The following is a 25,912-nucleotide window of genomic DNA, read 5'->3' as shown; positions in this document are numbered from 1 at the left end:
AAAAAGAGCCCCGGCCATGTGGTCGGGGCTCTTTTTGTTGAAATGAAGACAGCTACTTAGTGCTGCACTACCAAGCGCTTAGTTTGCACCTCCTGGCTGGTAACAAGCCGAATCAGATAGATGCCATTGGCGTAGTCTTGGGCATTCCACTCAAAGCGTAGGTGCTGGCGGTCGGTGGCTTGCCCGGTGCTAAGCAGCTTTACTAGGGAGCCTTTCAGGTCGTACACTGCCAGGCTGTAGTTGCCCTGGGGAAGAGTCGCTTCCACGCTGGTGAGGCCCTGGGTTGGGTTAGGCGCAGTAGTGAATTCAACGGCTGCGTGCTGTATAGCCGAAGTACGGGTGGGCGCCGTGGCTGGCCGGGCAGCCATGCTACCACAGCCGCCCAGCTTATCGCCGTGGCTGAGGTGGGCGGGTACAGCCTGGGAGGCTATTTCCAACGTGTTGCCCTCGTGGCAGACCAGCACTTTGTCGGTATTCTTGATGCCCCGCGCATCCAGCACGGTAATCGTAACGGTGGTGCTGGCCGTGCAGCCGGCTTCATTGCTAGCCGTAACGGTCAGGGGGTAGCTGCCGGGCTGGGTGGGCGCGAACACTACGCTGGCTCCGCTAGTAGCATTCAGTGCTAAGTTTGCGCTCCACGTGAAGGTAGCGGCCGCAGAAGCCGAGGCCGTCAGGCGGATGCTTTGCGGCCCGTACCCTAAGTACAAAGTGTACGCATCGGCGCCGGTGTATTCCGTAGAGCTAGGCTGCGCGGCTACAGTAGGTGCTGCCTGAGCCGGTAAGTCTAATTTACCGTCGCAGTTCCGGTCCTCACCGCACACATCTTTTGCAGTTGGGTTGATGGCTGCATTCTGGTCGTTGCAGTCGCCGGCTTGGGCAGAGTAGCCGGCCGGGGCTAGGCAAGCCGTAACCGTGGGCGCTACCGCATTACCGAATCCATCACCATCAGCATCTGCATAGAACACGGTGCCGGGATGCACCGCCGCGTTGTTGTCGTCGCAGTCCTGGTCGGCGGGGTAGCCGTCATTGTCGGCATCGGGTACCGCTACTGTAAGGGCAACGGCGGCCGACGTAGTAGTGAGGCCTTGGTTGTCGGTGGCTTTGGCCGTGATTGAATACGTGCCAGCCTTTGCGTTCGTCCAGGTGAAGCTGTAGGGGGCAGTAGCCACGGTGCCTAGCAGCGTGGTGCCCTCGTAAAACGCTACGCTGCTGATGGAGCCATCGGTATCGGCGGCGCTAGCAGTTAGCGTTACAGAACCTGGCGCAACTACCGCATTGGGGGTAGGCGTCGTCAGGTTAACTGTGGGCGCTGCATTGGCGGTGACAGGAGCGCAGGAGGTACCAACCGTGTACGTGTGCGGAGAGGCCGCTGTGTTGCGCTCCAGGCCGCCGGGCCCCACCTGGTAGGTGAAGTAGATGGATAAGGTAGCGCCACTAGTTTGGTTAGGCACGGTGAAGGTGAAGTCGCCGGCTGCATTTTTGGTCATGCCATAGCCTGGGCCGTTTACATAGAGGATAGCTAGATTACCGCCGGCTACCGTGCCCAAAGGGTGGAACGTGAACGTGACGTTGGAGCCACTTGTCACGGCCTGCCAACTGTAGTCGCCATTGCTGGCCATGCCGCAGTAACCGCCCGCATCGCCGGGGGTAGTAGCGCCCACCGTCACGGATATTGCCGCCGAGGTGGTAGTAAGGCCGGCGTTGTCGGTGGCCTTGGCCGTGAGCGAGTAGGTGCCGGCTGGCGCGCCCGCCCAGGTATAGGTATAGGGAGTGGTGGTGCTGGTGCCTAGTAAAGTAGTGCCTTGGTAGAAAGCTACTTGGCCAATGGCGCCATCTGCATCCGTAGCGTCGGCAGTGAGGGTGATGGTGGCGGGAGCAGCGTAGCTGGCACCCGTGGCGGGAGAAGTCAGCGTAACAACGGGGGGCGTAGGCGTTGGTGCTTCCCCGCATGTAGTACCCACGGTGTAGGTATGCGGTGCGGCGGCAGAATTCTTTTCGCCCCCGCCGGCTCCTACTTGGTAAGTGAAGTATACCCGCAGTACTTGGCCGCTGGTTTGGTTGGGCAAGGTATACGTGAAGTCGCCCAGCCCATTCTTCGTCATGGTGTAGCCCCCGCCGTTCACGTACAGAATGGCTAGGTTGCCGCCGGCCACGGCACCCAAAGGGTGAAATGTGAAGGTAACGTTGGGGCCGGTAGTGGTGGCAGCATAGCTGTAGTCGCCACTGGCGGCGGTGGCGCAGTAGGTTACCTCGGGCAGCACCACGGGCTGGGTGTTGTAGTAGATGTTGTCAATGTAGAAATCGGTCTGGTTGCTGGGGGCATCACCCGCAAACATGAAGGCCTGTTCCAGCTTCGACCAGTCGAGGGTGCCAAAGGCTTGAAGAGGAATGATGACTTCGTGCCACTGCCCGTCGCGGGCGAGGCCATACTGGGTGCTACCCGCCGGAAACTCTACCCAGCCTTCTTTGCCGCCGCTGCTCACGCCTACCTTAAACTGTCCCGCGTAGGTGGTTTTGAAGTGGAACTTCAGGGAGCCGTTAGCAAAGGCTGCCAGGTTCTTTAGGTCGTTGGCAATACCAAAGCCAAACCAGCCGCCCGCATTAGCGCGCAGGGCCAGCACATTAGTGCCCTCGTAGGGGGTAGGCGATGCGATGGGCGCCAGGTTATTCCACAAGTACAGGTTCGCATCCTGACCTACTACCAACCGGTCACTTATCTGCGCATTGTCGGTGTACACGCCAAAGTTGGGCCCGGCCATCACGTTGCTTTTCACCGTGACGCTGACTGGGGCCGAGGTGGCGGTCAGCTTGCCGTTGTCCGTTACTCTAGCCGTGAGCGAGTAGGTTCCGGCCGCTACCCCGCTCCAAGTATAGGTATATGGGCTAGTGAAATCGGTGCCGAGAAGCGTAGTGCCGTTGTAAAAGTCCACCTTGTACACGGTGCCATCAGCATCGGCTGCATCGGCCGCCAGGGTAATGGTAGCGGGCGTGGTAAAGCTGCCGCTGGCGGTGGGAGCCGTGAGAGTAGCCGTGGGTGGGGTGTTGTTAGGGGCGGCCACAAATACCGTAATCGGAGCCGAGGTTGTTACGACTCCTTGGTTGTCGGTAGCCTTGGCGGTGATGGTGTAAACGCCCGGCGCCACGCCCGCCCAGGTAGCCGAGTAGGGAGCAGTAGTAGCCGTTCCAATCAGCGTGAAGCCACTGTAAAACTCCACCTTCGTTACCGACCCGTTGGCATCGGCGGCGTTGGCGCTCAGCGTAACGGTAGCGGGAGTTGTAATCAGCGCCTCCGTAGCGGGAGAAGTTAGGCTGACGGTGGGTGCCGGGTTGGTGGCCACGCCACCGCTATAGTAGATATTGTCCAGGTAAAAATCGGCCTGCGTGCTGGCGGCGTCGCCGGCAAACATGAACGTCTGGGTCACGGAAGCAAGGTCGCCATTGCCAAACGCCGACAGGGGAATGACTACCTCATGCCACTGCCCATCGCGCACTAGCCCGTAGCGGCTAACGCCGGCCGGGAAATCCACCCAGCTTTCCCCCGCTCCCGACTTAATGCCGAATTTGAACTGCCCCGCGTACGACGTTTTAAACTGGAACTTCAAGGAGCCGTTGGCAAAGGCCACTAGATTTTTCACCTGATTGTCGATGCCGAAGCCAAACCAACCGCCCGCATTGGCACGCAAGGCCAGGCCTTCCTGGCCCTCGAAGGGCGCCGCGCCGGCAATGGGGGTTAGGTTGTTCCAGATGTAGAGGTTGGCATCGGAGCCGTATACCAACCGGTTGGTAATGGTTGGGCTTTCGGTGTAAATGCCAAAGTCACCGGCAATGCCATTGTTGGTGCCCAGGTACAGTTCGTCGCCGGGGCTTTGGTAGAGGCGGATGTAGTCTACCAGCATTTGGCCGGGTAGGGGAGCCGTTATATCACTGGGGGCATAAATGCCGGTGTACTGCCCCCCCACGGCCAAGTTTAGCAGAATGTACTGTGCCTTATGAAATTCCTCTAGGTCGGCTGCATCGGCCCGCGAGATGTCGATGGCGTAGTACTCGGTGCCGTCGATGAACATGCGAATGAACTGACTATCCCAGGTCATGCGGTACACGTGGTAGTCGGCAGTCAGGTCGGTGGGGCTATCGTAGTGCGTATCGTAGGCGGCGTGCGTGCCTCCGTTTTCCCAGTGGGTAGCTCCCCCTAGGCGGCGGTTGGTCAGCCCTGCCTGAATGGCCGCCGCCGAGCCCATTTCCATAATATCGGTTTCTCCGCTGGCGGGCCAAGTGCCACTGGCTCCCAGCAGCCAAAAGGCCGGCCAGAGCCCGTTTTGCAAGTTTGGTACCTTGATACGAGCTTCCAACGTGCCGTACTTGAATTGCACGCGGCCCAGTGTTTTTAGGCGGGCCGAGGTGAATGCCTTGCCTTGGTAGTTCTCCCGGCGGGCTTCTAGTACTAAGTTGCCATTTTCCACGCGGGCATTTTCGGGCCGGTTAGTATAAGTTTCCAACTCACTATTGCCCCAACCGCACACCCCCTGGGCGCAGCCGTCGCCCTGGTCGAAGGTCCAGGTGCCGGGGTTGATGGTGGTGCCATCGAAGTTTTCCTCCCACACGAGCTGCTGCTGGGCTCGGGCAGAAAATTGGGTCATAAAAAAGAGTCCGCAAAGCAGGGCAAAGCTGCGGATACGGACTCGTTGGGCATACTTGTAGAGCGTTCTTTTCATACGGGTGGGATGTGGGACGGAAAAATGGTAGGACAAAAGAGCAATAGACCCCTGACGGTCAGCTGTCGAATCAGAGCGAAATAGGGGAGGGTACCCCGCAGCTAGTAGAGCTGACCTAGCAGGGTAGAGGCGGGTATCTTATCATACCCTCAGCCACTTAGGTGGCGGCGAATACTGCTAATGTATTGCCCTTGTGCACGCAATTCCAAGCCCTGTTTTGGCCTTTTTCGGCCCCAATTTGCCTTCTTTGCCCAGTCCTATACGCTTACTGCACACGCCAGCAACCCCGCTACCTCGGCTCACAGAAGCGGGGTAGCGGGGTTGCCGTAGCGCTCGGTAGCGCTTAAAAAACATGCGATTTTGCCCGTATTTTTTTGGGTTCTGAGGTGGCCGCTAATAGGTACCAGCACAGTCGATGCTTAGCCTTGGCGGGCTTACGCTGCCCGTGCTCTGACGGGCGCAGGCTCCAGGTCCAGTGCCTGAATTTGGGCCCGGTAGGTAGGTGGCAGCAAGCTGGTCTTTACCCACTTACTGAGGGCCAAGTGCTGGGTGTGGCGGTAGAGGGGCACTACCGACTGTAGCCAGGACGGCCCGCGTAGTTGCAAGAGGTTAAGTACCAGCGGGGGCGCTACCAGTCGCTGGCCCTGCAGCAGCAGTTGATAGCGCACCGGACCTAGGTGCTTACGGTACTGGTAGTACAAGTCGGTAGTAAAGCGGCTGTGCACTAAGTCCTGGGCTAGATGATGCTCCCGGTCGGCTAGCCAGGCGGGGTAGGTAGTAGGTAGTTCGGGAATACCCATGCGCTGCCCTACCCGGCAGAATACCTCAAATACTTCCGTGCGCTCTGGCTCAGTAAGCGGCCGGTCCAGCAGCTCAAACGCTCGGATAGAATAATCAATGAGCATATACAAAACGTCGCGGTAGGCCCAGGCTGGAATGCTCTGGCCACGCTTGGCCTCCACTGCCCCGTGAATGGCCGCAATAGTATCAATGGCCCGTTCGGCCCCTATGCGGTCGGCAAACACAATTTGGCGTGCGTATTCCACGGTAGAGAACAAGCGGGCCAATGGGTCGGCTGGTAAGCGGCCGGTGAAGTATAGCCAATCTACTGCCTTATTTACGGCAAACTCGGCCGCTGCCCCGGCAAAGATGAACAGCACGGTATCTGCCTTACCCCAAATAGTACGAACGACTGACTGTTTTGCTACGAAGTATTCCATGCAGGTATGCGATTAGGTAGCCCAGCAACAGCGTAAGCCGCGGGTAGGTGCCTGCTTGTAACTTGTTTTAATATGTTTTCAAATAACTTTGAATTACAAAGTAAACGAGTAATCCCAAATCCACCAACTTTACTTGCGTGCTGCAAAGAAATAGGTTTGTCTACGTCCTGCTGCTATTGCTTACAATGGGGCTCGGTCTGGCTTCGCGCCGGTATGCTGTGGCCTTACCGGTGTGGGTAGGCGCCTACGCCGGCGACGCGCTGTGGGCCTTGCTGGTGTTTTGGTTGGTAGGCTTAGGGTGGCCGCGCTGGTCGAGTTGGCGAGTGGTAGGGGTAGCGGCTGGGTTTGCATTAGCCATTGAGCTAAGCCAGCTTTGCCATACCCCCTGGCTTATGCAGTTGCGGGCTACTAGGCTGGGCGCCTTAGTTCTCGGGCACGGCTTTCTGTGGTCCGATCTGGCGTGTTACGGGGTAGGTATCTTGGCGGGAGTGGGGTTGGAAGGCCTAGTGGGGAAAAGAAAAAGACAGCCGCCTAGTCTTCCGCCCTCAATGGAGGCAGAAAACTAGGCGGCTGTTGTGGCACTCGTCTTTGGGAAGGGCTACTCCACTTTTTTCTTGGCTTCGGGCTTCTCTTCCTTCGCCACCCAAATAGACTTCTGGTTGACAAACTCCCGGATACCTAAGTGGGAAAGCTCACGCCCATAGCCTGACTTCTTGACGCCTCCAAACGGCATCTCCGGCGCCGACTTTACCATGCTGTTTACAAAAACAGCCCCGGCTTCTACGCGGCGCGCCAGCTCTTGCCCGCGCTTTGCGTCGCGGGTCCAAACAGAGCCCCCCAGGCCGAAGCGCGAGTCGTTGGCGAGACGGATGGCGTCGTCGGCGTCTTTGGCTTCTAGAATGATAGCCACTGGCCCGAAGAACTCCTCCACGTAGGCGCGCTGCCCCGGCTTCACCCGGCTTAGTATCATGGGGCGGAACAGGGCGGTGCCCGGCTCACTTTGGCCGCCGGGTAGTTCTACCTTGGCGCCTTGCTTCACGGAGTCCTCCACTTGCTGGGTTAGCTCATCGGCTAAGTCGGGGCGGGCAAGGGGGCCATATTGGGTAGCTTCGTTGAGGGGGTCACCGGGGCGAAAAGCCAGCAAGTGGGCTTTCATCTTGGCAACGAACTCTTTTAGGATAGATTTCTCGACGATGAACCGCTTAGCGGCAATGCAGCTTTGGCCGGAGTTAATCATGCGGGCCTGAGCTGCCGTTTTGGCGGCCAGTTCTAGGTCTGCATCGGCCAGCACAATAAAGGCATCGGAGCCACCTAGCTCCAGCACTGTTTTCTTGATTTCCCGGCCTGCCGTGGCAGCCACTTGCGCGCCGGCCGGTTCCGAGCCGGTAAGGGTTACGGCCCGCACTCGATCATCCTCAATAAGTTTACTTACCAAGTCGGAGCCGATAAGTAGGGTTCGGAAGGTAGCGGGCGGAAAGCCTGCATCATGGAAAATCTTCTCGAGCGCCAGGGCGCACTGTGGTACGTTGGAGGCGTGCTTTAGCAAGCCCACGTTGCCCGCCATGAGGGCCGGAGCCGCAAACCGGACTACTTGCCAGAAGGGGAAGTTCCAAGGCATCACGGCCAGCACTACCCCAATGGGCTCGTGGGCGATAAAACTGTGCTGAGCCTCCGTTTTTATTTCCTCATCGGCCAAGAACTGCTCAGCATGGTCGGCGTAATAGTCGCAGCACAGGGCACACTTTTCTATTTCTGCGCGACCGTCCACTACGGGCTTGCCCATTTCCACGGCCATGAGGTGCGCCAGCTCTTGCTGACGCTCCCGCAGTAAGTCGGCGGCGCGGTGCATACGCTCGGCTCGATGAGCAAAGGAGGTAGTGCGCCAGGTGCTGAACGCCCGGTGAGCCTGAGCAAGCACTTGTTCTGTTTTCGACCAACTAAATGCCCGAAAGCGGCGCTCTACGCGTCCTGTGTGAGGGTTGAAGGATTCAATTGCCATAAAGTAAATCGGGGAAGGAAGAAGGCGGCAAGGGCTTGCCGGGTAGGTAGCACGTGCAACGGCTAGCTGACTACGGGCAGCACTAGCCCGGCAATGCTACGTGCAACATCGTATTAGTGCAGTTCGTAGCACAAGGGCCGCATTCTGTGGTAGTACATTTTGGTTTGCCGTGCGCCGGAATAAAGGCGAATGGTGTACTTTCGTCCCATCCGCAGGGCATTTTTTTCTACGCGCCTTGTTTCTCTTAGTTGCTGCCTGTGTCTGCTACTACTCCCGAGTCTACTGCTCCTGCCACCGAAGACCTGCTCGTGCAACGCCTGCGCGACCGGGATGAGGGAGCCATGACCATCTTCTACGACAAGTACTCTTCGGCCCTCTACGGTGTGATTCTGCGAATCGTCAAGAAGGAGGAGCTAGCCGAGGATGTGTTGCAGGAAGCTATGGTAAAAATATGGCATGCATTTCCCTCCTACGACGCCGGAAAAGGGCGTTTGTTTACGTGGGTAATGAATGTGTGTCGAAATTTAGCCATCGACAAAATCCGGTCTCGACAGTACCGCGTAGGTAGTCGTACGCAGCCAATAGAGGAAAGTGCAGCGCTGCGCCAGGCCGCCGAACCCACGTTTCGGCCTGAGCACATTGGTCTGCAGGAAATGACGCGCCAGCTGAATCCGGAGCAGCGGCAAATTGTTGACCTGCTTTATTTTGGTGGTTTTACCCAAAGCGAAGTGGCAGAAGAACTCAATCTTCCCCTGGGAACGGTGAAAACCCGTGCCCGGGCGGCTATTAAAGTACTTTCTAAACTGATTCGGTAATCGTGAACATTCAGGAATATATCGAATCGGGTATCCTTGAGGAGTATGCCTTGGGTGTACTCGATGACGCTGGCCGCACAGATGTGGAGCGGCTGGCCGCCCAGCATCCCGAAATTCGGCAGGAGCTGGACGAAATCATGCATGGCCTTGATGCCTACGCCCAGGCGCACGCCGTAACCCCGCCGTCCGGAATGCGGGAACGGGTGCTCACCGGGTGGCAACAAGCCATTCAGAAGCAGGAGGCTCCTGTTTCGCCTATGACGGTGACGTCAGCCCCCGCCGCCGCGCCAGCACCTGCCGCGAGCGACGAGGCTGTAGTCCGCCAGATGCCTGTGGCCGACACTTCTGCGGCCGGGCGTACTCGGTGGTTAGTAGCGGCCTCCGTGGCCCTACTGGTGCTGAGTGCTCTGGGAAATTTCTTATTGTACAACCGCCTTCGTGAAACCGAAGCCAACTTGGAAGTAGCCCAAACGGAGCAGTCTCGCTACGCCGCTACCCAACAGGCTACGCTACGAGAAAGCGATGAGCGGGCTCGTCAGCTCTCCATTCTGCGCGACGAGCAGTTCCAGCCAGTAGAACTGAAGGGTACGCCCAAAGCCCCTGATGCGCTGGCCCGAGTATACTACAACGCGCGGACCAAAGCCGTGTACATGGATGTGCGCAACCTACCTGCTCTGCCTGCCGGCAAGCAATATCAGCTTTGGGCCCTCGACAATGGCAAGCCGGTGGATGCCGGTGTGCTGGCCGCTAACACAACCGCTGGCGACACTATTCAGCAGATGAAGGACATTGCCAGCGCGCAGGCCTTTGCTGTAACGGTGGAAGACGCGGGTGGTAGCCCCACACCCACGCTGAGCACCATGACGGTGGTAGGCAACATCTAAGCCTACTGTTGAGTAAGGAGAAGAGCGGACCACGTGGAATGGTCCGCTCTTCTTATTTTTGGTCAGGATGGGGTGCTTGCCGTACCATCACAATTGCTTGCTCTGCCGTGCACGGAACCATATTTTCTCTTCTAAAGCGCTACGTTCAAACCCAGTACGACCACAGTACGTGGGTACGGCTAGTAGAACGGGCAGGCCTAACCGCGGAACAGTTTGACCATAAGCACGTGTACCCCGATGAGCACATGTATGCGCTGGTAGGGCACGCCGCCGAGATGACGGGCATTCCTGCCCACGAGCTACAGGAGAAGTTTGGGGAATACCTCGTGCCCGACCTGATGTACATGTACCAACGCCTGCTGCAGCCGAACTGGACTACGCTTGATATGCTAGAGCATACCGAGGGAACCATGCATCGGCAGGTGCGTGCCGAGCACGTAGAAAACTCCCCGCCCGTACTGCACGTAACGCGCCTCTCGCAGAACGAACTGCTAATTGACTACGTCTCGGAGCGGCGCATGGGCGCGTTGGCGGTAGGCATTGTGCGGGGCGTGGCCAAGTACTACGACGAAGCCGACCAGATTGAAGTGGAGCCTACTACTAGCGAGGATGGAGCCCACGTGCGCATTCGGGTGCGCCGCACGCCAGCGTAGTCCTTGGCCAAGTATAGGCTTCCCAACCCCTTTTTCTTTTCCACTCACACATTCATTTCTGACTCCGCGTAGCGGTTCGATAACCTTATCCTCATGGAAAAAAGCACCTACTATAACCCCGCCGACCTAGCTAAATTTGGTAACATCACCGAATGGCAAGCCGAAATGGGCAACAAGTTCTTCTCTTACTACGCGGAAGTGTTTAAGGAAGGAGCCCTCACGGAACGCGAAAAAGCCCTTATTGCTCTGGCCGTGGCGCACGCCGTGCAATGTCCCTACTGCATTGATGCCTACACCTCGGACTCCCTACAAAAAGGCGCCGATGAGGCTCAGATGATGGAGGCAGTGCACGTAGCCGCCGCCATCAAAGGTGGTGCTGTGCTAGTGCATGGCGTACAGATGATGAACAAGACCAAAGAAATGACCATGTGAGCAGAGCGCGGCGAGTGAAGGTCAACGCCACACAACGTTGTTGCGCACCGTCGCTCGCCGCCGCTGGCTTGGAATGAATTATTTCTTCTGCTCCCAGCCCTTGCGAGCTAGCCGCCTTTTATAGCACCTCGCCACGCGCAGTAGAAACTTGCCGCAGCATGGGTGGTGTTCTCGTGAAGTAAGCCGGAGTAGGTAACCCGGCCGGAGCTACCCTGCCTGTGGGGAGAAGCCCACGAGGCGCAAATAGAGACGATTGACTACGAAAGTCGTGAAATATAGAACTAGAACCGGATGCCGCGTGGTGGGAGCCATGCTATTGCTAGTCGCGTTAAGCACTGGCGCTTGCGGGCAGAAACCTACTGGAAAAGAGCTGACCATGACGGCTTACGACCGAATGTTGAGCGTGTTGTACAAGCAGACAGTTCCCACCGTGCGGCCGGCCTCGCTTGCCACTACTCTGCGCCAAGCACCAACCAGCGTGTTGCTACTGGATACGCGTACTCCCGCCGAGTACCAGGTAAGCCACTTGCAAGGCGCCCAACTAGTAGACTTTGATTCCTTTAAAGCCACTGACTTTCAGGACGTGCCGCGCACGCGCCCCGTGGTGGTGTACTGTAGCGTAGGGGCCCGAAGCGAGCAAGTAGGAGCCCAGTTGCGCGCCCTGGGTTTTCAAAACGTGCAAAACTTGTACGGCGGCATCTTTCAGTGGGTAAACGATGGTCTTCCGGTTTACAATAGTCAGGGCGTTACTACGAAGGTGCATCCGTACTCGGTGCTGTGGCGGCCCTGGCTCAAAAGTGGAACAGCGGCTTACGAGTAGGCGGCTTTGTTTATATGAAACACCTGTTGATGTTTGCCCGCTACCCCGAGCTAGGGCGAGTGAAAACCCGCCTAGCTGCCGGAATTGGAGATAAAGCCGCCCTAGCCGTATACCGGGAATTGCTGGCGCATACCCAGACAGTGGCCGCGCCAGTTTCTGCCCGCAAATGGCTGTGGCTAGCCGAAGCAGGTCCCACCGCCGACCGCACCGACCCCTGGCAGGGGTATGAAGTGAGGCCCCAGCCCTCCGGCGACTTAGGCCACCGTATGCACACGGCGTTTGCGCACGCCTTTTCCGAGGGTGCCACCCAAGTTGTTATCATTGGTACCGACTGCCCGGGCCTTACTACAGCTCACCTCACGGAAGCGTACGCGGCCCTTACCACCCACGATCTTGTGCTAGGCCCAGCTACGGACGGCGGCTACTACCTGCTGGGAATGAAGCAGCTGTGGCCCGATTTGTTCTTGCATAAGCAATGGAGCACCGATTCGGTGCGCCATGATACGCTGGCGGATGCTACTCGTTTACACCTCCAGGTTCATTTGCTCCCCGAGTTGCGAGACGTGGACACGGCCGCTGATTTGGCTGCCTGGCGTGGTGCGGGTACGTAAGTTGGGTGCAACACTGGGGTGCAGTTTCCGCGTATGTTAGGGGGCAGTATTCCTACTGCCGTCTATTCTGCGTATGTACCTTCCCTCACATGTGGCCCTTCTTGGTAGTGTAGTAGTAGCTACGTGCCTGACGGGTTGCTCTTCCGACAGCAAAAAGAAAGTAGCGCCAAAACCATACGTACCTACCGACAACGTGCTGACGCACCGCGGGGGCGTATTTCGGCAGCAGTGGGCCATGGATAGGCTGTGGGAGGACGGCAAGGCCGAAGTAGCAACCTATGCCGCCACTCGGGTAGTGGATGGTGAGCCCCGCCAGTTCGAGCACACGCAAATTACGGTTAAGGAGGAATTCAACCAGCACTACAACGTCAAGACCGACGACTACCAGCGTAAGGACAACTTTCCGGTGATGAAAGTAAACCAGTTCTGCGCCATCCCAACCGACAGCTACCCCTACCATTTTCTAACCTCCTTATTCTTCCGGCGCGACCAGCCGGCCATGCTGCACAAACTCACCACCTCGTCGCAGGAGTGGTGTGGCAATACCTTTAAGGCTATTACCGATGATGGGCTCCAGTATACCCAAGCCTATAACTCTTATTGGGATGGGCAGGGGGCCGGGCGGCGCCAGCTACGCCGCGAAGTGCTATTTGAAGATGCGCTGCCCTATACGTTGCGCAGCCTGCGTTTTGCTCCCAACCTTAGCTTCACATCGCCCATCTACGAGCTACAGCAAACCAGCCAAGCCAACGTGCCCGTGCTGTACCAAGCTCGCATACGGGTAGAAGAAGCCCTCACCACCGATGCCCCCCAGCCCGCCTGGCGGGTAGTTGTTGCCCTGGCCCCGCAGAAGCAGAACGTATACTGGTTTGCCAAGGAATATCCTAACCTGCTGTTGCGGCAAACTACTTGGGACGGCCGCACCTTGTCCTTGAAGCAAGTACGGCGCTACGCCTACTGGCCCCAAACTCCATCTGCCACTCGGCCCACTGATTCGGTAGGGGAAAATGCCGCTACTACACTGCCCGTACAGTAGGAGTTAGGGAACCTCGCCGCAGTTCCCAAAGTAGCATGGTACCCACTCCGGCATACTCCAAAGCTACGAGCCAGAGATTTTCGGTATAGGCCGCTGTTTGGTAGGTAGCGTACGATAGCACCGCCAGGCCCGACCATACCAGCGGGTAGCGAAATCGGGTGAAAATACTCAGCGCCACTAATGGGGTGAGATACCACGGGTGCACAGTGGTGGCCAGTAGGAAGTAGAGCGTGAGCAGGCCCAGCGCGCTTGTAAATAGTGTGCGCCAGGAAGGAGTCTGTTCTAAACCGGCCAATGCTAAACTACCTATTGCCGTAGTAAGAGCCAGCGCAGGCCCAATACGGGCAATCTGATTCCAACCAGTTAGCCACTCTCCAATGGGCCGCAGCAGATAGTACACGCTGGCATTGAACTCGAAGTTGCGGAAATACAGGTTGAGGCTACGGCCAATGTTGGATAGCAGTTGGGCGGATAGGAATGGCACAAACAGCAGAAGCAACACTCCGCCTGCCACGCTGCCAAATACTACAAATTGCTTCCAACCAAGGCGCCGTACCAATAGAGGTACCACCAGTAGGGGCAAGAGCTTGGCGGCGGCGGCCAAGCCCAGTGCGCCACCCGCCAGCCCTACGCGGTTCCTGCCCAGCAGCCAAAACATCAAGAGCAGGAAAGTAATGACTACGGCTTCAAAGTGCAGATTGCCAGTAAGCTCTACCACTACCAAGGGGTTGAGTAAATACAGGAGGGCCAGGCGGGTAGGCAATCGTAAGGTGCGCAGTAAGGCCAAAAGGAGAACCGCCGTAGCTATTTCGGCGGCTAGTACCACCAGCCGTAGTACCACCACAAACCCCAGGGCACTGCTGGGAAAAAGCCAGGCCGCCACCCCAAAAACAGCCTGGCACACCGGCGGATACACGGAATAGTAATGCGGTGAGTTGAGCTTGCTGTACAGTTCTCCCAATTCCTCCCGTACGCTTAGAACTGGGCGCAAGTCCGTTGGGGAGAGTTCAGACTGTTGGGCCGCGGTGTCGGAAGGAGAAATTGGGAGAGAAAGCGGGCGAAGAAGCTCGTCGGGCCGGTACTGGAACGGGCTTAGGCCGTGGGCTACCAATAGGCCGTCCCAACGGAAACGGTAGTAATCATCGGAGAAGGCGGGCAGGGCTGGTAGCCACAGTAGGCGCACACCTAGCGCTACTGCTAGACCTACCCGCAGGGAAATCCGAGCCCGCCACAACCCAGCATACGCTCCAAACGCTAGCATCATTAACCCAAGAAGCTGCCCAAAGTGGTGGCGTGGGGTGTAGTAAGCAAGGCCTCCGTAGGCTGCCACAGCAAGGAGCACGAGCAGCCAGCAAATTATGCTTGAGTGGGGCCGCGGCTGATTAGCAGGAGTGGTGTGGTGTGGCGTGGGGCCCATGGGGTGCTCGGCTAAGCGAATACAATAGCTAGGCAAGCGGCTTAGCGACGATGACGAACCGAGTAGTAAAAAACGATACCAAAGCCCCCAGTAAGCATCAAATGAAACGGGAACAGGCCAAAGTCTTGGTAGTAGAGCCCGGCCACCAGTCCAGACAGGAAATACAGCGTAAGCCCACCCTCCAGCAAGGTAAGGCCGCTGAGACGGCTGGTGTGGTAGCGCCGTCCCTGCCACGGACCCTGCCGCCGCACTAGTCCCAGCTTGGGCGTGCGGACGAAGGCCGAGGGCTGCCGACGCAGGCCCAGCCACACGGCCCGAGCATTGTGCAACGACAACCCCATCATGACCGATAAAAACAGAATAAACCGCATCAGGAACCAACCAGTAGGCTTCCGGTCGTGGGTGGCGAGCTGCCAGGAGGTGTAGTAATAGTACGTGAGAGGTACAAAGCCCAGTAGAAACACCGAGGCCAGTTGGAACACGGGGCGTAGCGCTGGCAAATCGGCCCGCACAAATACGAGGGGTACACTTAGCACCGCCATCAGCAAAATGGCCCCGAACACGGAGCTGTTGAGCAAGTGAAAAGTGGCGTGCACTTTGGTACTAAGAGGCTGCCCCGAGCGCCACATTTGCCCTAGGTGCTTGCGGGCCGTTTCGGCGGCTCCCTTGGTCCAACGGAACTGCTGCGACTTGATAGCGTCCATGGCGGCGGGCAGCTCGGCGGGGGCCACCACGCGGGGGAGGTAGCGAAAGCGCCAGCCCCGCAGCTGGGCCCGGTAGCTCAGGTCCAGATCCTCGGTCAGCGTGTCGGCGTGCCATCCCCCGGCATCTTCAATGCAGGTACGTCGCCACACGCCGCCGGTACCGTTGAAGTTGATAAAGTGGCCACCGGCGGTGCGCCCTACTTGCTCCACGTAGAAGTGAGCGTTCAGGCCAAAGGCTTGTAGCTCTGTCAGTAGAGAATATTCTTCATTGAGATGCCCCCACCGGGTTTGTACCACACCCGTATGGGCGTCCTGAAAATGCGGAATAGTGCGACGCAGGAAGTCCGGCTCGGGCACAAAGTCGGCGTCGAAAATAGCAATGAACTCACCATCGGTCTGCTCTAGGCCGTGGCGTAGCGCACCCGCCTTAAATCCTTCCCGGGTAGGGCGCCGCACATGGTCGATGCGCAGGCCCTGGGCTCGGTAGTGTGCCACGCGCGCGGCTGCCAGGGCCACCGTTTCGTCGGTAGAATCGTCGAGGACTTGCAGGTGTAGGCGGTCGGTAGGATAGCGGAGGGCGGCGCAGGCGTCGATGATGCGTTCGACCACGTACAACTCATTATAGATGGGGAGCTGCACCGTCACGCGGGGCCACGCGGCCGGCGCGGGCGGTGCCGGCGCCGCGGGCTGCTGATACGCCTGCCGCGCCAAGCGGGTGAGGTGAAATTGCGTGAGGCTGAAGCTGAGGATGAACAGCAGACATAGCCCGTAAAGCGCCACGAGCAGAAGTTCAACTATCAGCATCAGGGTAAGAAAAGCACATGAAGAACAGGTAAACAGTGAAGCAGCCAGCGCGGCAACTCAAACTTACAAATACCGGAAAATGGTCCAGAGAATCTTGTAGCCTGCGCCCAGCGTGCCCTTCACGGTGCCCGAAACCTTGGAAATGCCAATGCGTCGGCGGTAGCGTACGGGCACTTCTACGCTGCGTAGCTTCAGTCGAGCGGCTTTCAGCTGCATTTCTACCGTCCAGCCGTAGGTAGTATCCTGCATATTAATGCGCTGCAAGGCCTCGCGGCGGATGGCCCGGAAAGGCCCCAAGTCGGTGAACTGGGCACCGTAAAGACGACGCAGTAGGCTAGTAGCCAGCCAGTTGCCAAAAATCTGCTGGGGTAGCATGGAGCCGGCTTCCCGCTGCCCAAGGGCCCGCGAGCCAATCACCATGTCGGCCTCGCCGCGCAGAATGGGCGCCACCAATGCCGTCATTTCCTCGGGGTAGTCGGAGTAGTCACCATCCAGAAACACAATAATATCGGGTTGCTCGGGGGCAGGGCGCCCAAAGCAGCGCGCCATACCAGTCAAACAGGCGTAGCCATACCCAGGGCGGTTCTCCCGAAGCACGGTGGCACCAGCTGCCTCAGCCACTTCACCGGTGCGGTCGGTTGAGTTGTTGTCCACCACCATCACCTCCCGCACCAAGCCAGCCGGAATTTCAGCCAGCACGTTGGCAATGGACTTCTCCTCGTTGTAGGCCGGAATGATAACATCAATAAGCGGGGGCTGGGTAGCAGGCATGGGTAGCGGCAGGGAGGCGAAGTGGGAGGGGAGCGGCGGGTACTCCGGAGGTGTATGGAGCAACAAAGATGCACGGTCGGCGGTGATGGGCCGGCATCGCCTCGCTCAAAGCTGAACATTCCGGGCCCGATGGCGTTTTCTGCCCTACATTCCTGCCTTAACCAGCTTCTTCCCATGCTCCAAATCAGCGACCAAGCCCCCGACTTTACCCTCACCACCACTACCGGCGCTACCTTCCGGCTCAGCGAGCAACGCGGGCGCAGCCTAGTGCTCTATTTCTACCCCAAAGATGACACGCCAGGCTGCACGGCCGAGGCCTGCTCGTTCCGCGACCAGTACCAGGATTTTCAGGACCTGGGAGCCGAGGTAGTAGGCATCAGCTCCGACAGCGAAGCCTCTCACCAGAAGTTTACTCAGAAGCACCGGCTGCCCTTTCCCTTGTTAGCCGATACGGGCGGCAGCGTGCGTAAGCTGTACGAGGTACCCCGTGCTCTACTTGGGCTGTTGCCCGGGCGCGTAACCTTTGTGATTGACCCAGAGGGGCGTATCCAATACATCTTCAACTCTATGAGCCGCGCTACCGACCACGTGGCCCAAGCCAAGGAGGTACTGCAAGGCCTGCGGGCGTAATACTGACTTTGGTGCCGACCATCTGCCGCAAGGGGGTGTTTGCGCCGCTTCCGTAAGTAGTAGTATAGCGGTGGCAGCCAGCGTAGCAGCAGAAACAGCCCCCACAAAATCCGCCTAGCTCGTCTATTTCGAAGAATCTCTGAGTAGTTTTGATGCCCGGCCGTTTGTAGCGGCCGGGCATTTTTACATCATCAGTACTATATGGGAGCTTTATTATTGGATATGCTACAGCGCGCCCAACGCAACCGGCGCGTAGTAGCCCTGCAAACCAGCGGCGGCATGTTTTTGGGCTATGTGCTGAGCCACAACCCCGATTTGGTGGTACTGCGCACCATCACGCGGCAGGGGTTGCTGACGGGAGTACGCACCATCAGCCTGCACACCGTTTCGCAAGGACACTTCGACGACCGATACGTTCGCCTGATTGAGTTTAAGGAGCACAACCCGGAGGTTGTGTACGGCCTGCCCGCCGCCCCCGACGGCTTGGAAAACCAGTACCTCAGTATCGCGGCCTTGTTGCAGCGGGCCCAGGAAGTGCGGCAGTTAATCTTCCTGGATATGTTGACCGACAACGACCTCTACGGCTACGTGGAGCGCCTCACGGAAGACGAATTGCTGCTGGCCATCTACACCCAGTACGGGGAGCCGGACGGGCACACGGTGGTTGACCTTGAAAACGTGCGCAGTGTCATTTGGAGCGACGAGGACACCCGCACCATTGAGCTGCTAATTCGCCAGCGTACCCCCGAAACGCCTGACTAAGCCCAGCAGTATAGCCTGCGTGCCCATGCCCCGCAAACTGGGTGCTACATTGGCTGGTACGCGCACGGTTGCAGCCTTTCTGCGGGCATTTGCGTACGAAACGGCTCACTTACCCTAGCTTCTAGATGCTGCGCTGTTTGTTTTTGCTCCTAATTTCGGTGGCCTGTACGTGGTCAGCCGCTGCTCAGGCGGTAGTTCCTAATTCTCTTAATGCCACCCTTGATGGGTATGAGTATCCGTACCCTGTAGCGTATCTGCCCCTCACCTTGGAAGGGCAAAAGCTGCGCATGGCGTACATGAACGTAGCGCCCACGGCCCGCGCCAATGGACGTACGGTAGTGTTGCTGCACGGCAAGAACTTCTTCGGGGCCTACTGGCGCGAAACCATCAAGGCGTTGGCGGCGGCAGGCTTCCGGGTGATAGTGCCCGACCAAATTGGATTTGGCAAGTCTGACAAGCCCGATATTCATTACTCCTTCCACCAGTTGGCCCGCAACACCAAGCACATCCTCGATACTCTTGGGATACAGAAAGCCGTGGTGGTGGGGCATAGCATGGGCGGGATGCTGGCTACGCGCTTTGCCCTAATGTACCCGGCCGCCACGGAGAAGCTAGTACTGGAAAACCCCATTGGGCTGGAAGACTACCGCGTGGGAGTGCCATTCCAAACCGTGGACCAGGCCGAGGCCACCGAGCGGAAGAGCACGGAAGAAAGCATACGCAAGTACCACGCTACCTACTACCCCCACGGCTACCCCAAAGCGCACGACCAGTGGCTTCTGCCGCTGGCGGCCCAAACCCGCCACCCTGATTTTCCGCAGGTAGCCCGTTCCAATGCCCTCACCTTCGACATGATCTACCAGCAACCCGTGAGCTACGAGTTCAGTCGCGTGCAAGTGCCTACGCTGCTTATCATAGGTCAGGAGGACCGTACCGTGGTAGGGAAAGGTCTTGTTAAGGACCCCAACGTGCTGGCTACTATGGGCCAATACCCGGAGCTTGGGCGGCGTACGGCAACTAAGATAAAAGGAGCCAAACTCGTACCCATAGCAGGAGTAGGTCACATTCCTCACCTAGAAGCTACCCCCAAATTTCTAGCAGCCTTGATGGCATTTATCAAGTAGCTTTCTAAAAACACAAACAGAGCGGGGCCGCTTAGCATCAGCTAGGCGGCCCCGCTCTGTTTCGTGGCTATTATACCAAAGCAGCCAGATTAAGACAAGATGCGCAGGCTATCGGCGTGAATGAGGGGGCTGGCCTGGTAGCGGCCTTCACGCGGGCCGTTTTCCAAGTTGAGTACGCCGCGAGGACAGGCAGTAGAACACATTCCGCAGCCTACGCAAGAGGCCCGAATGATGGGCTCGCCACGCTGAGCGTACTGCTTTACATCGATGCCCATTTCGCACACGTTGGAGCAGTTGCCGCAGGAAATGCACTGGGCGCCATTGGTGCTAATGCGGAAGCGGGAAAAGTGTTTCTGGAGCAAGCCCAGGTAAGCCGCCATGGGGCACCCAAAACGGCACCACACCCGGTTGCCCAGCAAGGGGTAAAAGCCGACGCCAATCACCCCGGAGAAGATGGAGCCAATAAAGAACCCGTAGATTTTTCCGAGGCCATCAACAGGGCTAAGGTTGGTGACAAGGGAAAACTGGGAAGGGCGCGCCGTGGTAAACCACGCTGGGAGCACGCCCGCTGCCCCTAGCCACAGCAGGGCCGTAACCAGTACAATTAGAACTAGAATAGGATAGATGAGGCGAACCTCCCAGCGCCAGGCGCCGCGGCTTTTGTCGGAAAGGTGGCGGTAAGGGTCGCCGGCCGTTTCGGCGAGGCCCCCGCAGCCGCACACCCAGGAGCAGTACCAGCGTTTTCCGAAGAAGTAAGTGAGGATCGGGGTTCCCACAAACGACATCACCACGCCCCAGAAGATAAGAAACACACCCAAGCCGGGGCCGCCATCCTGTAGTAAGTAGCTCACGGTGCCCGGAAACAGGTAGTCGTATTTCAGGGGCCAGAAGTAGCTAAAGTAGTATTCTGGTTTTTGCAAGGCCAGTAGTAGCCCCGGTAGCAGCCAGGCAAACCCCAACTGAAAGAACATCACCGATACGGTGCGGATACGCTGGTAGGGCGAGTGGCGGTATTTCCACAGGGCCCGGCCTCCCATTACCAGTACGGCTAGGGTGTAAAACGTGCCGTAGAGAAACCACTGGTCGGCGGGGCGGTTGCGCAAGACCTGGCTGAGCGGGTCGAGGGCGTGCACTAGGTTGTTGAGTACGCCAAAGTTGCCGTGTTCATCGGGGCTGCTAAACCAGTAGAGAATCACATAAAAGCCGGTGAGCACCAGAGCCGTCAGCCAAGCCACTGCGCCCCGGCCCGTACTACTCCGCTGCCACAAGTTGTCTTGCTGCACTCCGGCGGGCCGACGGCCAAAGGTGCGCGCTGCCCACACCAGCGTGCCTGCGCTAACCAGCCCCAACGCTACGTAAAAGAACAGCTGCGCCCGCCAGGGGTCGGCATCGAAGGTAGCGGGCAGTAGGGCCAGCAACCCTAGCCCAATAACGGTGAGGGTGAGCTTTTCGGCAGGAGAAACCGGGGTAGTGGGGGCCGCCGATAGGGTAGGAGAAGACATAGGTGGGAAAGCAAAGAAACCGCAAGCAGCCAGTGTATACTGGCTTGCTTAAGTTGTGAGAGGAGGCCTCTGTTAGTGATGATGGTGGTGGTGATGGTCGTCGGGCTTACCAAACAGGTTAAGCAGAGAACCCAGAATATACAGCACAAGCCAGCAGAGGTAGAGGTAATTGTAGCCGTTGGGTTGGGGCTGGCCCAGCAGCCGAATAACCAACTGGGCGCCTGCGCTCATTACTACCCCCACTAGCGCAATGTACTGGAAGCTATTGAGGGCATTGAGGCGGTAGAGTTTGGAAAGATCCATAGTAGGTAGGTAAGCGAAAGAGCAAGAAAGAAGGCGAGGCAGCAAGTAGCAGCCGAAACATGGAGTTGGACTGCCCCAGCCCGCGCTTATTGGAGCCGCGGGAGATTACATAAACGAGAACAAGCCTTTACGGCGCCGCAAGGCAACAGGGTACTGCGGAAATTGCCGATTAAACTCCTGTACGATGGCCGGCTCGTGCTGGCGGAAAAACTCCGGGTCAAAGTTAGCGGCCCCCAGCGCAGCCAACACCTCAGTTACAGGCGTAGCGGCACGTAGCCACTGGTCCCAGGTGTCGTGACGCTGGCGCAGGCCCAGGGCATTCATTCCCGTTACTGCCAGTGTGCTATCGGCGCGGAAGTTGATGCGGAGCAAGGCCGTGCCCGCCGGATGCTGCCAGCAAAAGGAGTGCTCCTGGGTGGGTAAGGCGCGGGCGGGCACTCTGCCGTAGGTTTGGTACTCAAGCTGAAAGAACTTGGCCGAGTTAAACCACGGTCCCCGCTGGTAAGGTTTCGGCTCTCCGCACACGGTATGCGCAATGGTTTCGCCCTGGTTGCGGCCCGTGTACCACAACTGCTCAATAGCTACCTCATTGGCCACTGGCTCCCGGTGCTGGGCACAGTCGCCGGCGGCATAAATGTGGGGCTGACTAGTTTGCAGGTAGCGGTCAACTAAAATGCCCCGGTCGGTTTCTAAGCCGGAAGCTTGCGCTAGCGCAAGGTTGGGCGTTACGCCCGTAGCCAAGCCTACCCACTGACAGGGAATTTCCTGTTCATCGGAGGCGACTACGGCCCGCACGCGGCCCTGGGTATCACCCAGAATTCCGGTAAGCTCTGTGCTGTACTGCACGCGAATGTGGTGAGCATCAAGCTGGCCCTGCACCAAAGCTGCTTCCTGCGGAGGCAGCACCGAGCCCCAGTAGTGCTCATCACGCACCAGCATGGTAACGCTAACACCACGGGAGTGAAGCATTTCAGCAAGCTCGATACCGATGAGGCCTCCACCCACTACTACGGCTTGTTGCACTCCATGCGTGTTGCGGTGCATACGCTCCAAATCGGGCAAGCTGTAAAGGCCTTGCACGCCTTCCAGGTCTTGCCCGGGCCAGGCAGCAAATCGGCTTACCGAACCAGCGGCCACCACCAGCTTATCGTAGGAGAGAACTGCGCCGGTACTAAGTTCTACCTGCCGCTGGGCCGGCGCAATGCGCATAGCCGTGGCGTGCACCAGTTCCAGGGCATTCTCGGCCCAAAACCAGTCGGCATACGGTTTCAGGTCCTGAGCGCGCAGGTGCCCCAGGTACGCATACATCAGGGCTGGTCGCGAAATATGGTAGGGACTTTCGTCTGATACCAAGGTAATGTGGGCATCTGGGCGCAGGCGGCGAGCTGTAATGGCGCAGCTAACGCCAGTGATGCCATTGCCGATGATAACAAGTTGCATAAGCGAGTGAGAACCGCCGCCGGGCCGGCCGCCCTGCAAAGGTGAAGGAAAAAAGGTTGCGACCGGCCTTCGAAGCCACAAGGAAGCGGCCCGGCGTTTCATACGTACACTGCCCAAGCTTGGATGAGCTAGCGTGGCGCTTCCGGGGACTGAGAAAGTAGCTTTTTTACGCTCGACACTCAACTTCCCGCCCAGTAGCGCGTAAATCAAACCATACCCACTACTAAATCCCCGCCCATATGGCTAGCAATAACGAAGGCTTTTCCCAGGACGAGCAACAGCGTGAAGAGAAAGAGTTTAAGGAACTGGTAAGCAATGGCAAGTCGGAAGACGACGCCTCCGCTCATCGTAGTCAGGGCCCAGGCGGAACCACCCAGCGTTCTGGCCAAATGGACCAGCTAGAAAATCTCCACATTGGTGGCGCCGAAGGCGTACCTCAGGGCGGCAACGACCATAACGACACCCAGCAGGGCAGCGGCCCTGGCTTTGGCGTAGAAGGTAGTGTAGAGCTGGACCACCAGTTGCGTACCCGCGACCAGGAGTTTGGTGAGTCTACTACCAAAGGACCTGCCAAGCCCGTAGAAGACTAACCAATCTGGTTACTTCCTAATACTTTGTGAAAGCCTCGCTCCGGTAGGAGCGAGGCTTTTTTGCGCTTATCAGCATAGACAGGTGCCTAATTGCTAATATGATAAATAGAAGCGAGTTAGGATTTTGCTTGGAACCTCAACTATCTTTAGCAATTACTATCACATCCATAACGAAGTCAGAGAAATACTACGCTTTTATTATTCTCTTCAGACACTTACCTGCAAGTTCCCCTCTTTGTCATCCTTTTTACCCAGTATGAATGCTAATAAAACTACTCCAGTAGAGTCAAAGGAAGCCAACGGCAACCTATTGCCAGAAGAGGAAGACTTATCCTCGGGCAACAGCCGCCTGGCAATGATAGTAGGCGCGTTGTTAGCCCTGGTAATTGCGGGCTACATTATGTTGCCTGCCCAAGCTAGTCGGCAGATTGTGAATGCCATGCCCGGTATTGAGCTAGGCGACGCTACCGTAACGGCCAGCCGCCTCCCTGCCGAAAGCGCCTCCGCGGCCGAAACGCCAACGGATGAAGCAGAGGATGCCGATGAGCCGGAGGAAACGCCCAGGCTGGCTGTCCACCCAGCAACGGCAGCAACTCCTGCTGCACCCGTTACCGCATCGGTTGCTACCTCAGAAATTGAAATAGAGCCCGTGCCAGCCGCGGCCCCAGCCGCGGAGGCTACCCCCGAGAATGTGACGTACTCGGGTCGTATTCTGGATGAAGATGGCCGCCCCCTGGCTGGTGCCACCGTGATGGTGAAAGGCTCGCGTAAGGCAACGGGCACCGATGCCAACGGTAACTACACCCTAGAAGCCTCAGCCGGTGATAATACCCTGGTATATGGCTACGGCGGGTATCAAGACCACGAGGTGCGGCCGCATGGCACCCAGCCGCTAACCGTAACGCTGCTGCCGAGCGAGAATATGGGTCGGCGCCGTCGGAAGTAAACGCTACGTATAGCGCCGTCGCCACCAACAGAAAGCCCCACTGGAGTATTCCAGCGGGGCTTTCTGTTGCTACCAATATTACTAGTTGAACCTAGCTAGAGGGTATCTTCCTGTGGGGGCTCAACCCGGGCGAAGCGCTTGCCAAACAGGAAGAACACTGGGATACCAAGGGCTACCAGCAGCAAACCGCGTTGGGCTTGTGGTCCTTTTTCTGGGTCGAACAGCAGAATTGCGCAGAAAGCCAGGGCCAGCACCACGTAGAGCAAGGGCAACACGGGGTAGCCCCAGGCGCGGTAGGGGCGCGGAGCCTCCGGGCGGGTGCGGCGCAGCACGAAAATGCCGATGATCGTAATGACGTAAAACAGAATTACTGAGAACATCACGTAGTCGAGCAGCTGACCGTAAGACCCCGTGAGGCAGAGCAGGCAGGCCCAGCCACATTGGGCCCAGAGCGCTACCCCAGGTACGCCAGCTTTGTTGAGCTTCGCCATACCCGGGAAGAACAGGCCATCGGCAGCCATGGCGTAGTAAGCGCGGGCGCCCGAAAGCAGAATGCTGTTGTCGGCGCTGAACGTGCTAATCATAATCAGCAGCGCCATGAAGTAGGCGCCTACTTTACCCAAAATACTCTCGACCACGGCAGTAGCTACCCGGTCGTTGGCGGCGTACATAATACCCCGGCCTGCCACATCGGTAGCGGTAGGGTCGCCGTGAAGTGGAAGCACCAGCAGGTACACCACGTTGATCAGAATATAAAGGGCGGTTACAATACCTGTTCCCAGGGCCATGCTCATGACAATGGTGCGCTCCGGCTTCACAATTTCGTCGCCCGAGAAGCCAATGTTATTCCAGGCATCGGAACTGAAGAGGGAGCCCGTCATACCCAGGCCGATGGCCGTAATCAGGGCCGACGTGGTTAGGGGCGAAGCGTTGCCCTGGGCATCGTAGCTCACGGCCCGCCACATATCGTGGAAGTTGAGGCTGACGGCCTGCTCATTGATACCTAGGGCCAGGCCCAGCAGAATCAACAAGCCTAGGGCTACCAGCTTGGTGCTACCGAAAATGTTGGCAATGAGCTTGCCCGAGCGCACCCCCCGCGAGTTGATGTAGGTGAGGCCCACCAGCAGCAGAATGGCTAGTAGCTGTACGGTGGTGAACGTGAAGGTACCCAGCCCCGGAATGTTGCGCACCTCCAGCAATACGTTGGTTTCCGATAAACTCGGGAAGAGCACGCCCGTGAAGCGGGCAAAGGCCACGGCCACGGCTGCAATTACGCCGGTCTGAATAACTAAGAACAGCGTCCAGCCATAGAGAAAGGCTACTAGGCGGTTGTAGGCCTCGCGCAGGTACACGTATTGCCCGCCTACTTTTGGGAACATGGAGGATAGCTCGCCGTAGCTAATGGCCCCGGCCAAGGTAATAAAGCCCGTGACCAGCCACACGACGAGCAGCCACCCGGCCGAGCCTACCCGGCGCGCAATGTCGGCCGACACAATAAAGATACCGGAGCCAATCATACTGCCCGTCACAATCATGACGGCGTCGAACAGCGTGATGGCCCGTTGAAAATGGCCTTGTTTTTCGGACATAAAGGGAAGTAGAGGAGTTACAGGGCCGGAAGATAGAAAAGAAAAGCACCCAGGCAGGCCTGTAGTCAAGCGAATACGCTGGCAAAACACAGCACCGAGCCTGCATGCTACTCTCTCCCGCCTACTAAAGCCGCCTGAAAGGACGCTG

Annotated in this window: 23 protein-coding genes; 13 read left to right on the top strand and 10 right to left on the bottom strand. The window is 58.0% G+C overall.

Going from position 1 to position 25,912, the window contains the following annotated elements; all coding sequences use genetic code 11:
- Positions 1–56: 56 nt before the first annotated feature.
- Complete coding sequence (locus tag CHB83_RS02450) at positions 57–4,637, bottom strand: Ig-like domain-containing protein (protein WP_179225436.1); 4,581 nt, start codon at positions 4,635–4,637, stop codon at positions 57–59.
- Positions 4,638–5,146: 509 nt separating this feature from the next.
- Entirely contained in the window at positions 5,147–5,932 is a 786-nt protein-coding gene (locus CHB83_RS02445) for an oxygenase MpaB family protein (protein ID WP_089331543.1), read from the bottom strand.
- A gap of 185 nt (positions 5,933–6,117) precedes the next feature.
- On the opposite strand from CHB83_RS02445, the gene CHB83_RS24350 reads away from it, so the two are divergent.
- The gene (locus tag CHB83_RS24350) at positions 6,118–6,498 is read left to right on the top strand and encodes a ribosomal maturation YjgA family protein (protein ID WP_089331745.1); all 381 of its coding nucleotides are present in this window, start codon (positions 6,118–6,120) and stop codon (positions 6,496–6,498) included.
- Between the two features lie 32 nt (positions 6,499–6,530).
- Here CHB83_RS24350 and CHB83_RS02435 read toward each other — a convergent pair whose 3' ends face one another.
- Positions 6,531–7,931 (bottom strand): NAD-dependent succinate-semialdehyde dehydrogenase, encoded by a 1,401-nt coding sequence (locus CHB83_RS02435; protein ID WP_089331542.1) that lies wholly within the window; start codon positions 7,929–7,931, stop codon positions 6,531–6,533.
- A 257-nt stretch (positions 7,932–8,188) separates the two neighbouring features.
- On the opposite strand from CHB83_RS02435, the gene CHB83_RS02430 reads away from it, so the two are divergent.
- The 7 genes from CHB83_RS02430 (at position 8,189) to CHB83_RS02400 (ending at position 13,182) form a co-directional block, all read left to right on the top strand.
- Positions 8,189–8,746, top strand: coding sequence for an RNA polymerase sigma factor (locus CHB83_RS02430; protein ID WP_089331744.1), 558 nt, complete (start codon positions 8,189–8,191; stop codon positions 8,744–8,746).
- A gap of 2 nt (positions 8,747–8,748) precedes the next feature.
- On the top strand, positions 8,749–9,630 hold the full coding sequence (locus tag CHB83_RS02425) for an anti-sigma factor (protein WP_045688553.1): 882 nt from the start codon (positions 8,749–8,751) through the stop codon (positions 9,628–9,630).
- Between the two features lie 107 nt (positions 9,631–9,737).
- Complete coding sequence (locus CHB83_RS02420; protein WP_045688554.1) at positions 9,738–10,283, top strand: heme NO-binding domain-containing protein; 546 nt, start codon at positions 9,738–9,740, stop codon at positions 10,281–10,283.
- Between the two features lie 93 nt (positions 10,284–10,376).
- Positions 10,377–10,715, top strand: coding sequence for an arsenosugar biosynthesis-associated peroxidase-like protein (locus tag CHB83_RS02415; protein ID WP_045688555.1), 339 nt, complete (start codon positions 10,377–10,379; stop codon positions 10,713–10,715).
- Between the two features lie 376 nt (positions 10,716–11,091).
- Positions 11,092–11,535: a rhodanese-like domain-containing protein gene (locus tag CHB83_RS02410; RefSeq protein WP_245855255.1), complete on the top strand. Its 444-nt coding sequence runs from the start codon at positions 11,092–11,094 to the stop codon at positions 11,533–11,535.
- A 14-nt stretch (positions 11,536–11,549) separates the two neighbouring features.
- Entirely contained in the window at positions 11,550–12,146 is a 597-nt protein-coding gene (locus tag CHB83_RS02405) for a TIGR04282 family arsenosugar biosynthesis glycosyltransferase (protein ID WP_089331539.1), read from the top strand.
- A gap of 73 nt (positions 12,147–12,219) precedes the next feature.
- Positions 12,220–13,182, top strand: a complete 963-nt coding sequence (locus tag CHB83_RS02400) for a hypothetical protein (protein WP_089331538.1) — start codon at positions 12,220–12,222, stop codon at positions 13,180–13,182.
- Here CHB83_RS02400 and CHB83_RS02395 read toward each other — a convergent pair.
- From CHB83_RS02395 to CHB83_RS02385, 3 genes are all read right to left on the bottom strand, one after another.
- The gene (locus CHB83_RS02395; RefSeq protein WP_179225435.1) at positions 13,163–14,524 is read right to left on the bottom strand and encodes a glycosyltransferase 87 family protein; all 1,362 of its coding nucleotides are present in this window, start codon (positions 14,522–14,524) and stop codon (positions 13,163–13,165) included. The two genes, CHB83_RS02400 and CHB83_RS02395, sit on opposite strands and share 20 nt — an antisense overlap.
- A gap of 116 nt (positions 14,525–14,640) precedes the next feature.
- Positions 14,641–16,107, bottom strand: coding sequence for a cellulose synthase family protein (locus CHB83_RS02390; RefSeq protein WP_089331536.1), 1,467 nt, complete (start codon positions 16,105–16,107; stop codon positions 14,641–14,643).
- Between the two features lie 63 nt (positions 16,108–16,170).
- Positions 16,171–16,878 carry a glycosyltransferase family 2 protein gene (locus CHB83_RS02385; protein WP_089331535.1) on the bottom strand — a complete coding sequence of 236 codons (708 nt, stop codon included), beginning with the start codon at positions 16,876–16,878 and terminating at the stop codon, positions 16,171–16,173.
- A 174-nt stretch (positions 16,879–17,052) separates the two neighbouring features.
- Here CHB83_RS02385 and CHB83_RS02380 point away from each other — a divergent pair, with 174 nt between their 5' ends.
- From CHB83_RS02380 to CHB83_RS02370, 3 genes are all read left to right on the top strand, one after another.
- Complete coding sequence (locus tag CHB83_RS02380; protein WP_089331534.1) at positions 17,053–17,508, top strand: peroxiredoxin; 456 nt, start codon at positions 17,053–17,055, stop codon at positions 17,506–17,508.
- 201 nt (positions 17,509–17,709) lie between these two features.
- Entirely contained in the window at positions 17,710–18,270 is a 561-nt protein-coding gene (locus tag CHB83_RS02375; protein WP_055562324.1) for a hypothetical protein, read from the top strand.
- Between the two features lie 125 nt (positions 18,271–18,395).
- Positions 18,396–19,394 (top strand): alpha/beta fold hydrolase, encoded by a 999-nt coding sequence (locus CHB83_RS02370; RefSeq protein WP_089331533.1) that lies wholly within the window; start codon positions 18,396–18,398, stop codon positions 19,392–19,394.
- 89 nt (positions 19,395–19,483) lie between these two features.
- Here CHB83_RS02370 and CHB83_RS02365 read toward each other — a convergent pair whose 3' ends face one another.
- The 3 genes from CHB83_RS02365 to CHB83_RS02355 form a co-directional block, all read right to left on the bottom strand.
- Positions 19,484–20,896, bottom strand: a complete 1,413-nt coding sequence (locus tag CHB83_RS02365; protein WP_089331532.1) for a 4Fe-4S binding protein — start codon at positions 20,894–20,896, stop codon at positions 19,484–19,486.
- A gap of 72 nt (positions 20,897–20,968) precedes the next feature.
- The gene (locus CHB83_RS02360; RefSeq protein ID WP_045688562.1) at positions 20,969–21,199 is read right to left on the bottom strand and encodes a hypothetical protein; all 231 of its coding nucleotides are present in this window, start codon (positions 21,197–21,199) and stop codon (positions 20,969–20,971) included.
- Positions 21,200–21,304: 105 nt separating this feature from the next.
- Complete coding sequence (locus CHB83_RS02355) at positions 21,305–22,639, bottom strand: NAD(P)/FAD-dependent oxidoreductase (RefSeq protein WP_089331743.1); 1,335 nt, start codon at positions 22,637–22,639, stop codon at positions 21,305–21,307.
- A 239-nt stretch (positions 22,640–22,878) separates the two neighbouring features.
- Here CHB83_RS02355 and CHB83_RS02350 point away from each other — a divergent pair, with 239 nt between their 5' ends.
- Together CHB83_RS02350 and CHB83_RS02345 are read left to right on the top strand one after the other, a co-directional pair.
- Positions 22,879–23,229: a hypothetical protein gene (locus CHB83_RS02350; protein WP_089331531.1), complete on the top strand. Its 351-nt coding sequence runs from the start codon at positions 22,879–22,881 to the stop codon at positions 23,227–23,229.
- A 256-nt stretch (positions 23,230–23,485) separates the two neighbouring features.
- Positions 23,486–24,175 carry a carboxypeptidase-like regulatory domain-containing protein gene (locus CHB83_RS02345; RefSeq protein WP_089331530.1) on the top strand — a complete coding sequence of 230 codons (690 nt, stop codon included), beginning with the start codon at positions 23,486–23,488 and terminating at the stop codon, positions 24,173–24,175.
- Positions 24,176–24,270: 95 nt separating this feature from the next.
- Here the strand turns inward: CHB83_RS02345 and CHB83_RS02340 are convergent, their stop codons facing one another.
- Positions 24,271–25,764: an APC family permease gene (locus CHB83_RS02340; protein ID WP_089331529.1), complete on the bottom strand. Its 1,494-nt coding sequence runs from the start codon at positions 25,762–25,764 to the stop codon at positions 24,271–24,273.
- Between the last annotated feature and the right edge of the window lie 148 nt (positions 25,765–25,912).

The sequence above is a fragment of the Hymenobacter mucosus genome, assembly GCF_900188255.1.
In the GTDB taxonomy this organism is placed as follows: domain Bacteria; phylum Bacteroidota; class Bacteroidia; order Cytophagales; family Hymenobacteraceae; genus Hymenobacter; species Hymenobacter mucosus.
The sequence above is the reverse complement of the archived record's forward strand: the minus strand, read 5'-3'. Positions and strand labels throughout refer to the sequence as shown.

What these genes read in the sequence shown, in the direction of transcription:
- CHB83_RS02450 (WP_179225436.1), bottom strand. Translation starts at nt 4,637, where the DNA reads ATGACCCAATTTTCTGCCCGAGCCCAGCAGCAGCTCGTGTGGGAGGAA.
- CHB83_RS02445 (WP_089331543.1), bottom strand. Translation starts at nt 5,932, where the DNA reads ATGGAATACTTCGTAGCAAAACAGTCAGTCGTTCGTACTATTTGGGGT.
- CHB83_RS24350 (WP_089331745.1), top strand. Translation starts at nt 6,118, where the DNA reads ATGGGGCTCGGTCTGGCTTCGCGCCGGTATGCTGTGGCCTTACCGGTG.
- CHB83_RS02435 (WP_089331542.1), bottom strand. Translation starts at nt 7,931, where the DNA reads ATGGCAATTGAATCCTTCAACCCTCACACAGGACGCGTAGAGCGCCGC.
- CHB83_RS02415 (WP_045688555.1), top strand. Translation starts at nt 10,377, where the DNA reads ATGGAAAAAAGCACCTACTATAACCCCGCCGACCTAGCTAAATTTGGT.
- CHB83_RS02410 (WP_245855255.1), top strand. Translation starts at nt 11,092, where the DNA reads ATGACGGCTTACGACCGAATGTTGAGCGTGTTGTACAAGCAGACAGTT.
- CHB83_RS02405 (WP_089331539.1), top strand. Translation starts at nt 11,550, where the DNA reads ATGAAACACCTGTTGATGTTTGCCCGCTACCCCGAGCTAGGGCGAGTG.
- CHB83_RS02400 (WP_089331538.1), top strand. Translation starts at nt 12,220, where the DNA reads ATGTACCTTCCCTCACATGTGGCCCTTCTTGGTAGTGTAGTAGTAGCT.
- CHB83_RS02390 (WP_089331536.1), bottom strand. Translation starts at nt 16,107, where the DNA reads ATGCTGATAGTTGAACTTCTGCTCGTGGCGCTTTACGGGCTATGTCTG.
- CHB83_RS02385 (WP_089331535.1), bottom strand. Translation starts at nt 16,878, where the DNA reads ATGCCTGCTACCCAGCCCCCGCTTATTGATGTTATCATTCCGGCCTAC.
- CHB83_RS02380 (WP_089331534.1), top strand. Translation starts at nt 17,053, where the DNA reads ATGCTCCAAATCAGCGACCAAGCCCCCGACTTTACCCTCACCACCACT.
- CHB83_RS02375 (WP_055562324.1), top strand. Translation starts at nt 17,710, where the DNA reads ATGGGAGCTTTATTATTGGATATGCTACAGCGCGCCCAACGCAACCGG.
- CHB83_RS02370 (WP_089331533.1), top strand. Translation starts at nt 18,396, where the DNA reads ATGCTGCGCTGTTTGTTTTTGCTCCTAATTTCGGTGGCCTGTACGTGG.
- CHB83_RS02365 (WP_089331532.1), bottom strand. Translation starts at nt 20,896, where the DNA reads ATGTCTTCTCCTACCCTATCGGCGGCCCCCACTACCCCGGTTTCTCCT.
- CHB83_RS02360 (WP_045688562.1), bottom strand. Translation starts at nt 21,199, where the DNA reads ATGGATCTTTCCAAACTCTACCGCCTCAATGCCCTCAATAGCTTCCAG.
- CHB83_RS02355 (WP_089331743.1), bottom strand. Translation starts at nt 22,639, where the DNA reads ATGCAACTTGTTATCATCGGCAATGGCATCACTGGCGTTAGCTGCGCC.
- CHB83_RS02350 (WP_089331531.1), top strand. Translation starts at nt 22,879, where the DNA reads ATGGCTAGCAATAACGAAGGCTTTTCCCAGGACGAGCAACAGCGTGAA.
- CHB83_RS02345 (WP_089331530.1), top strand. Translation starts at nt 23,486, where the DNA reads ATGAATGCTAATAAAACTACTCCAGTAGAGTCAAAGGAAGCCAACGGC.
- CHB83_RS02340 (WP_089331529.1), bottom strand. Translation starts at nt 25,764, where the DNA reads ATGTCCGAAAAACAAGGCCATTTTCAACGGGCCATCACGCTGTTCGAC.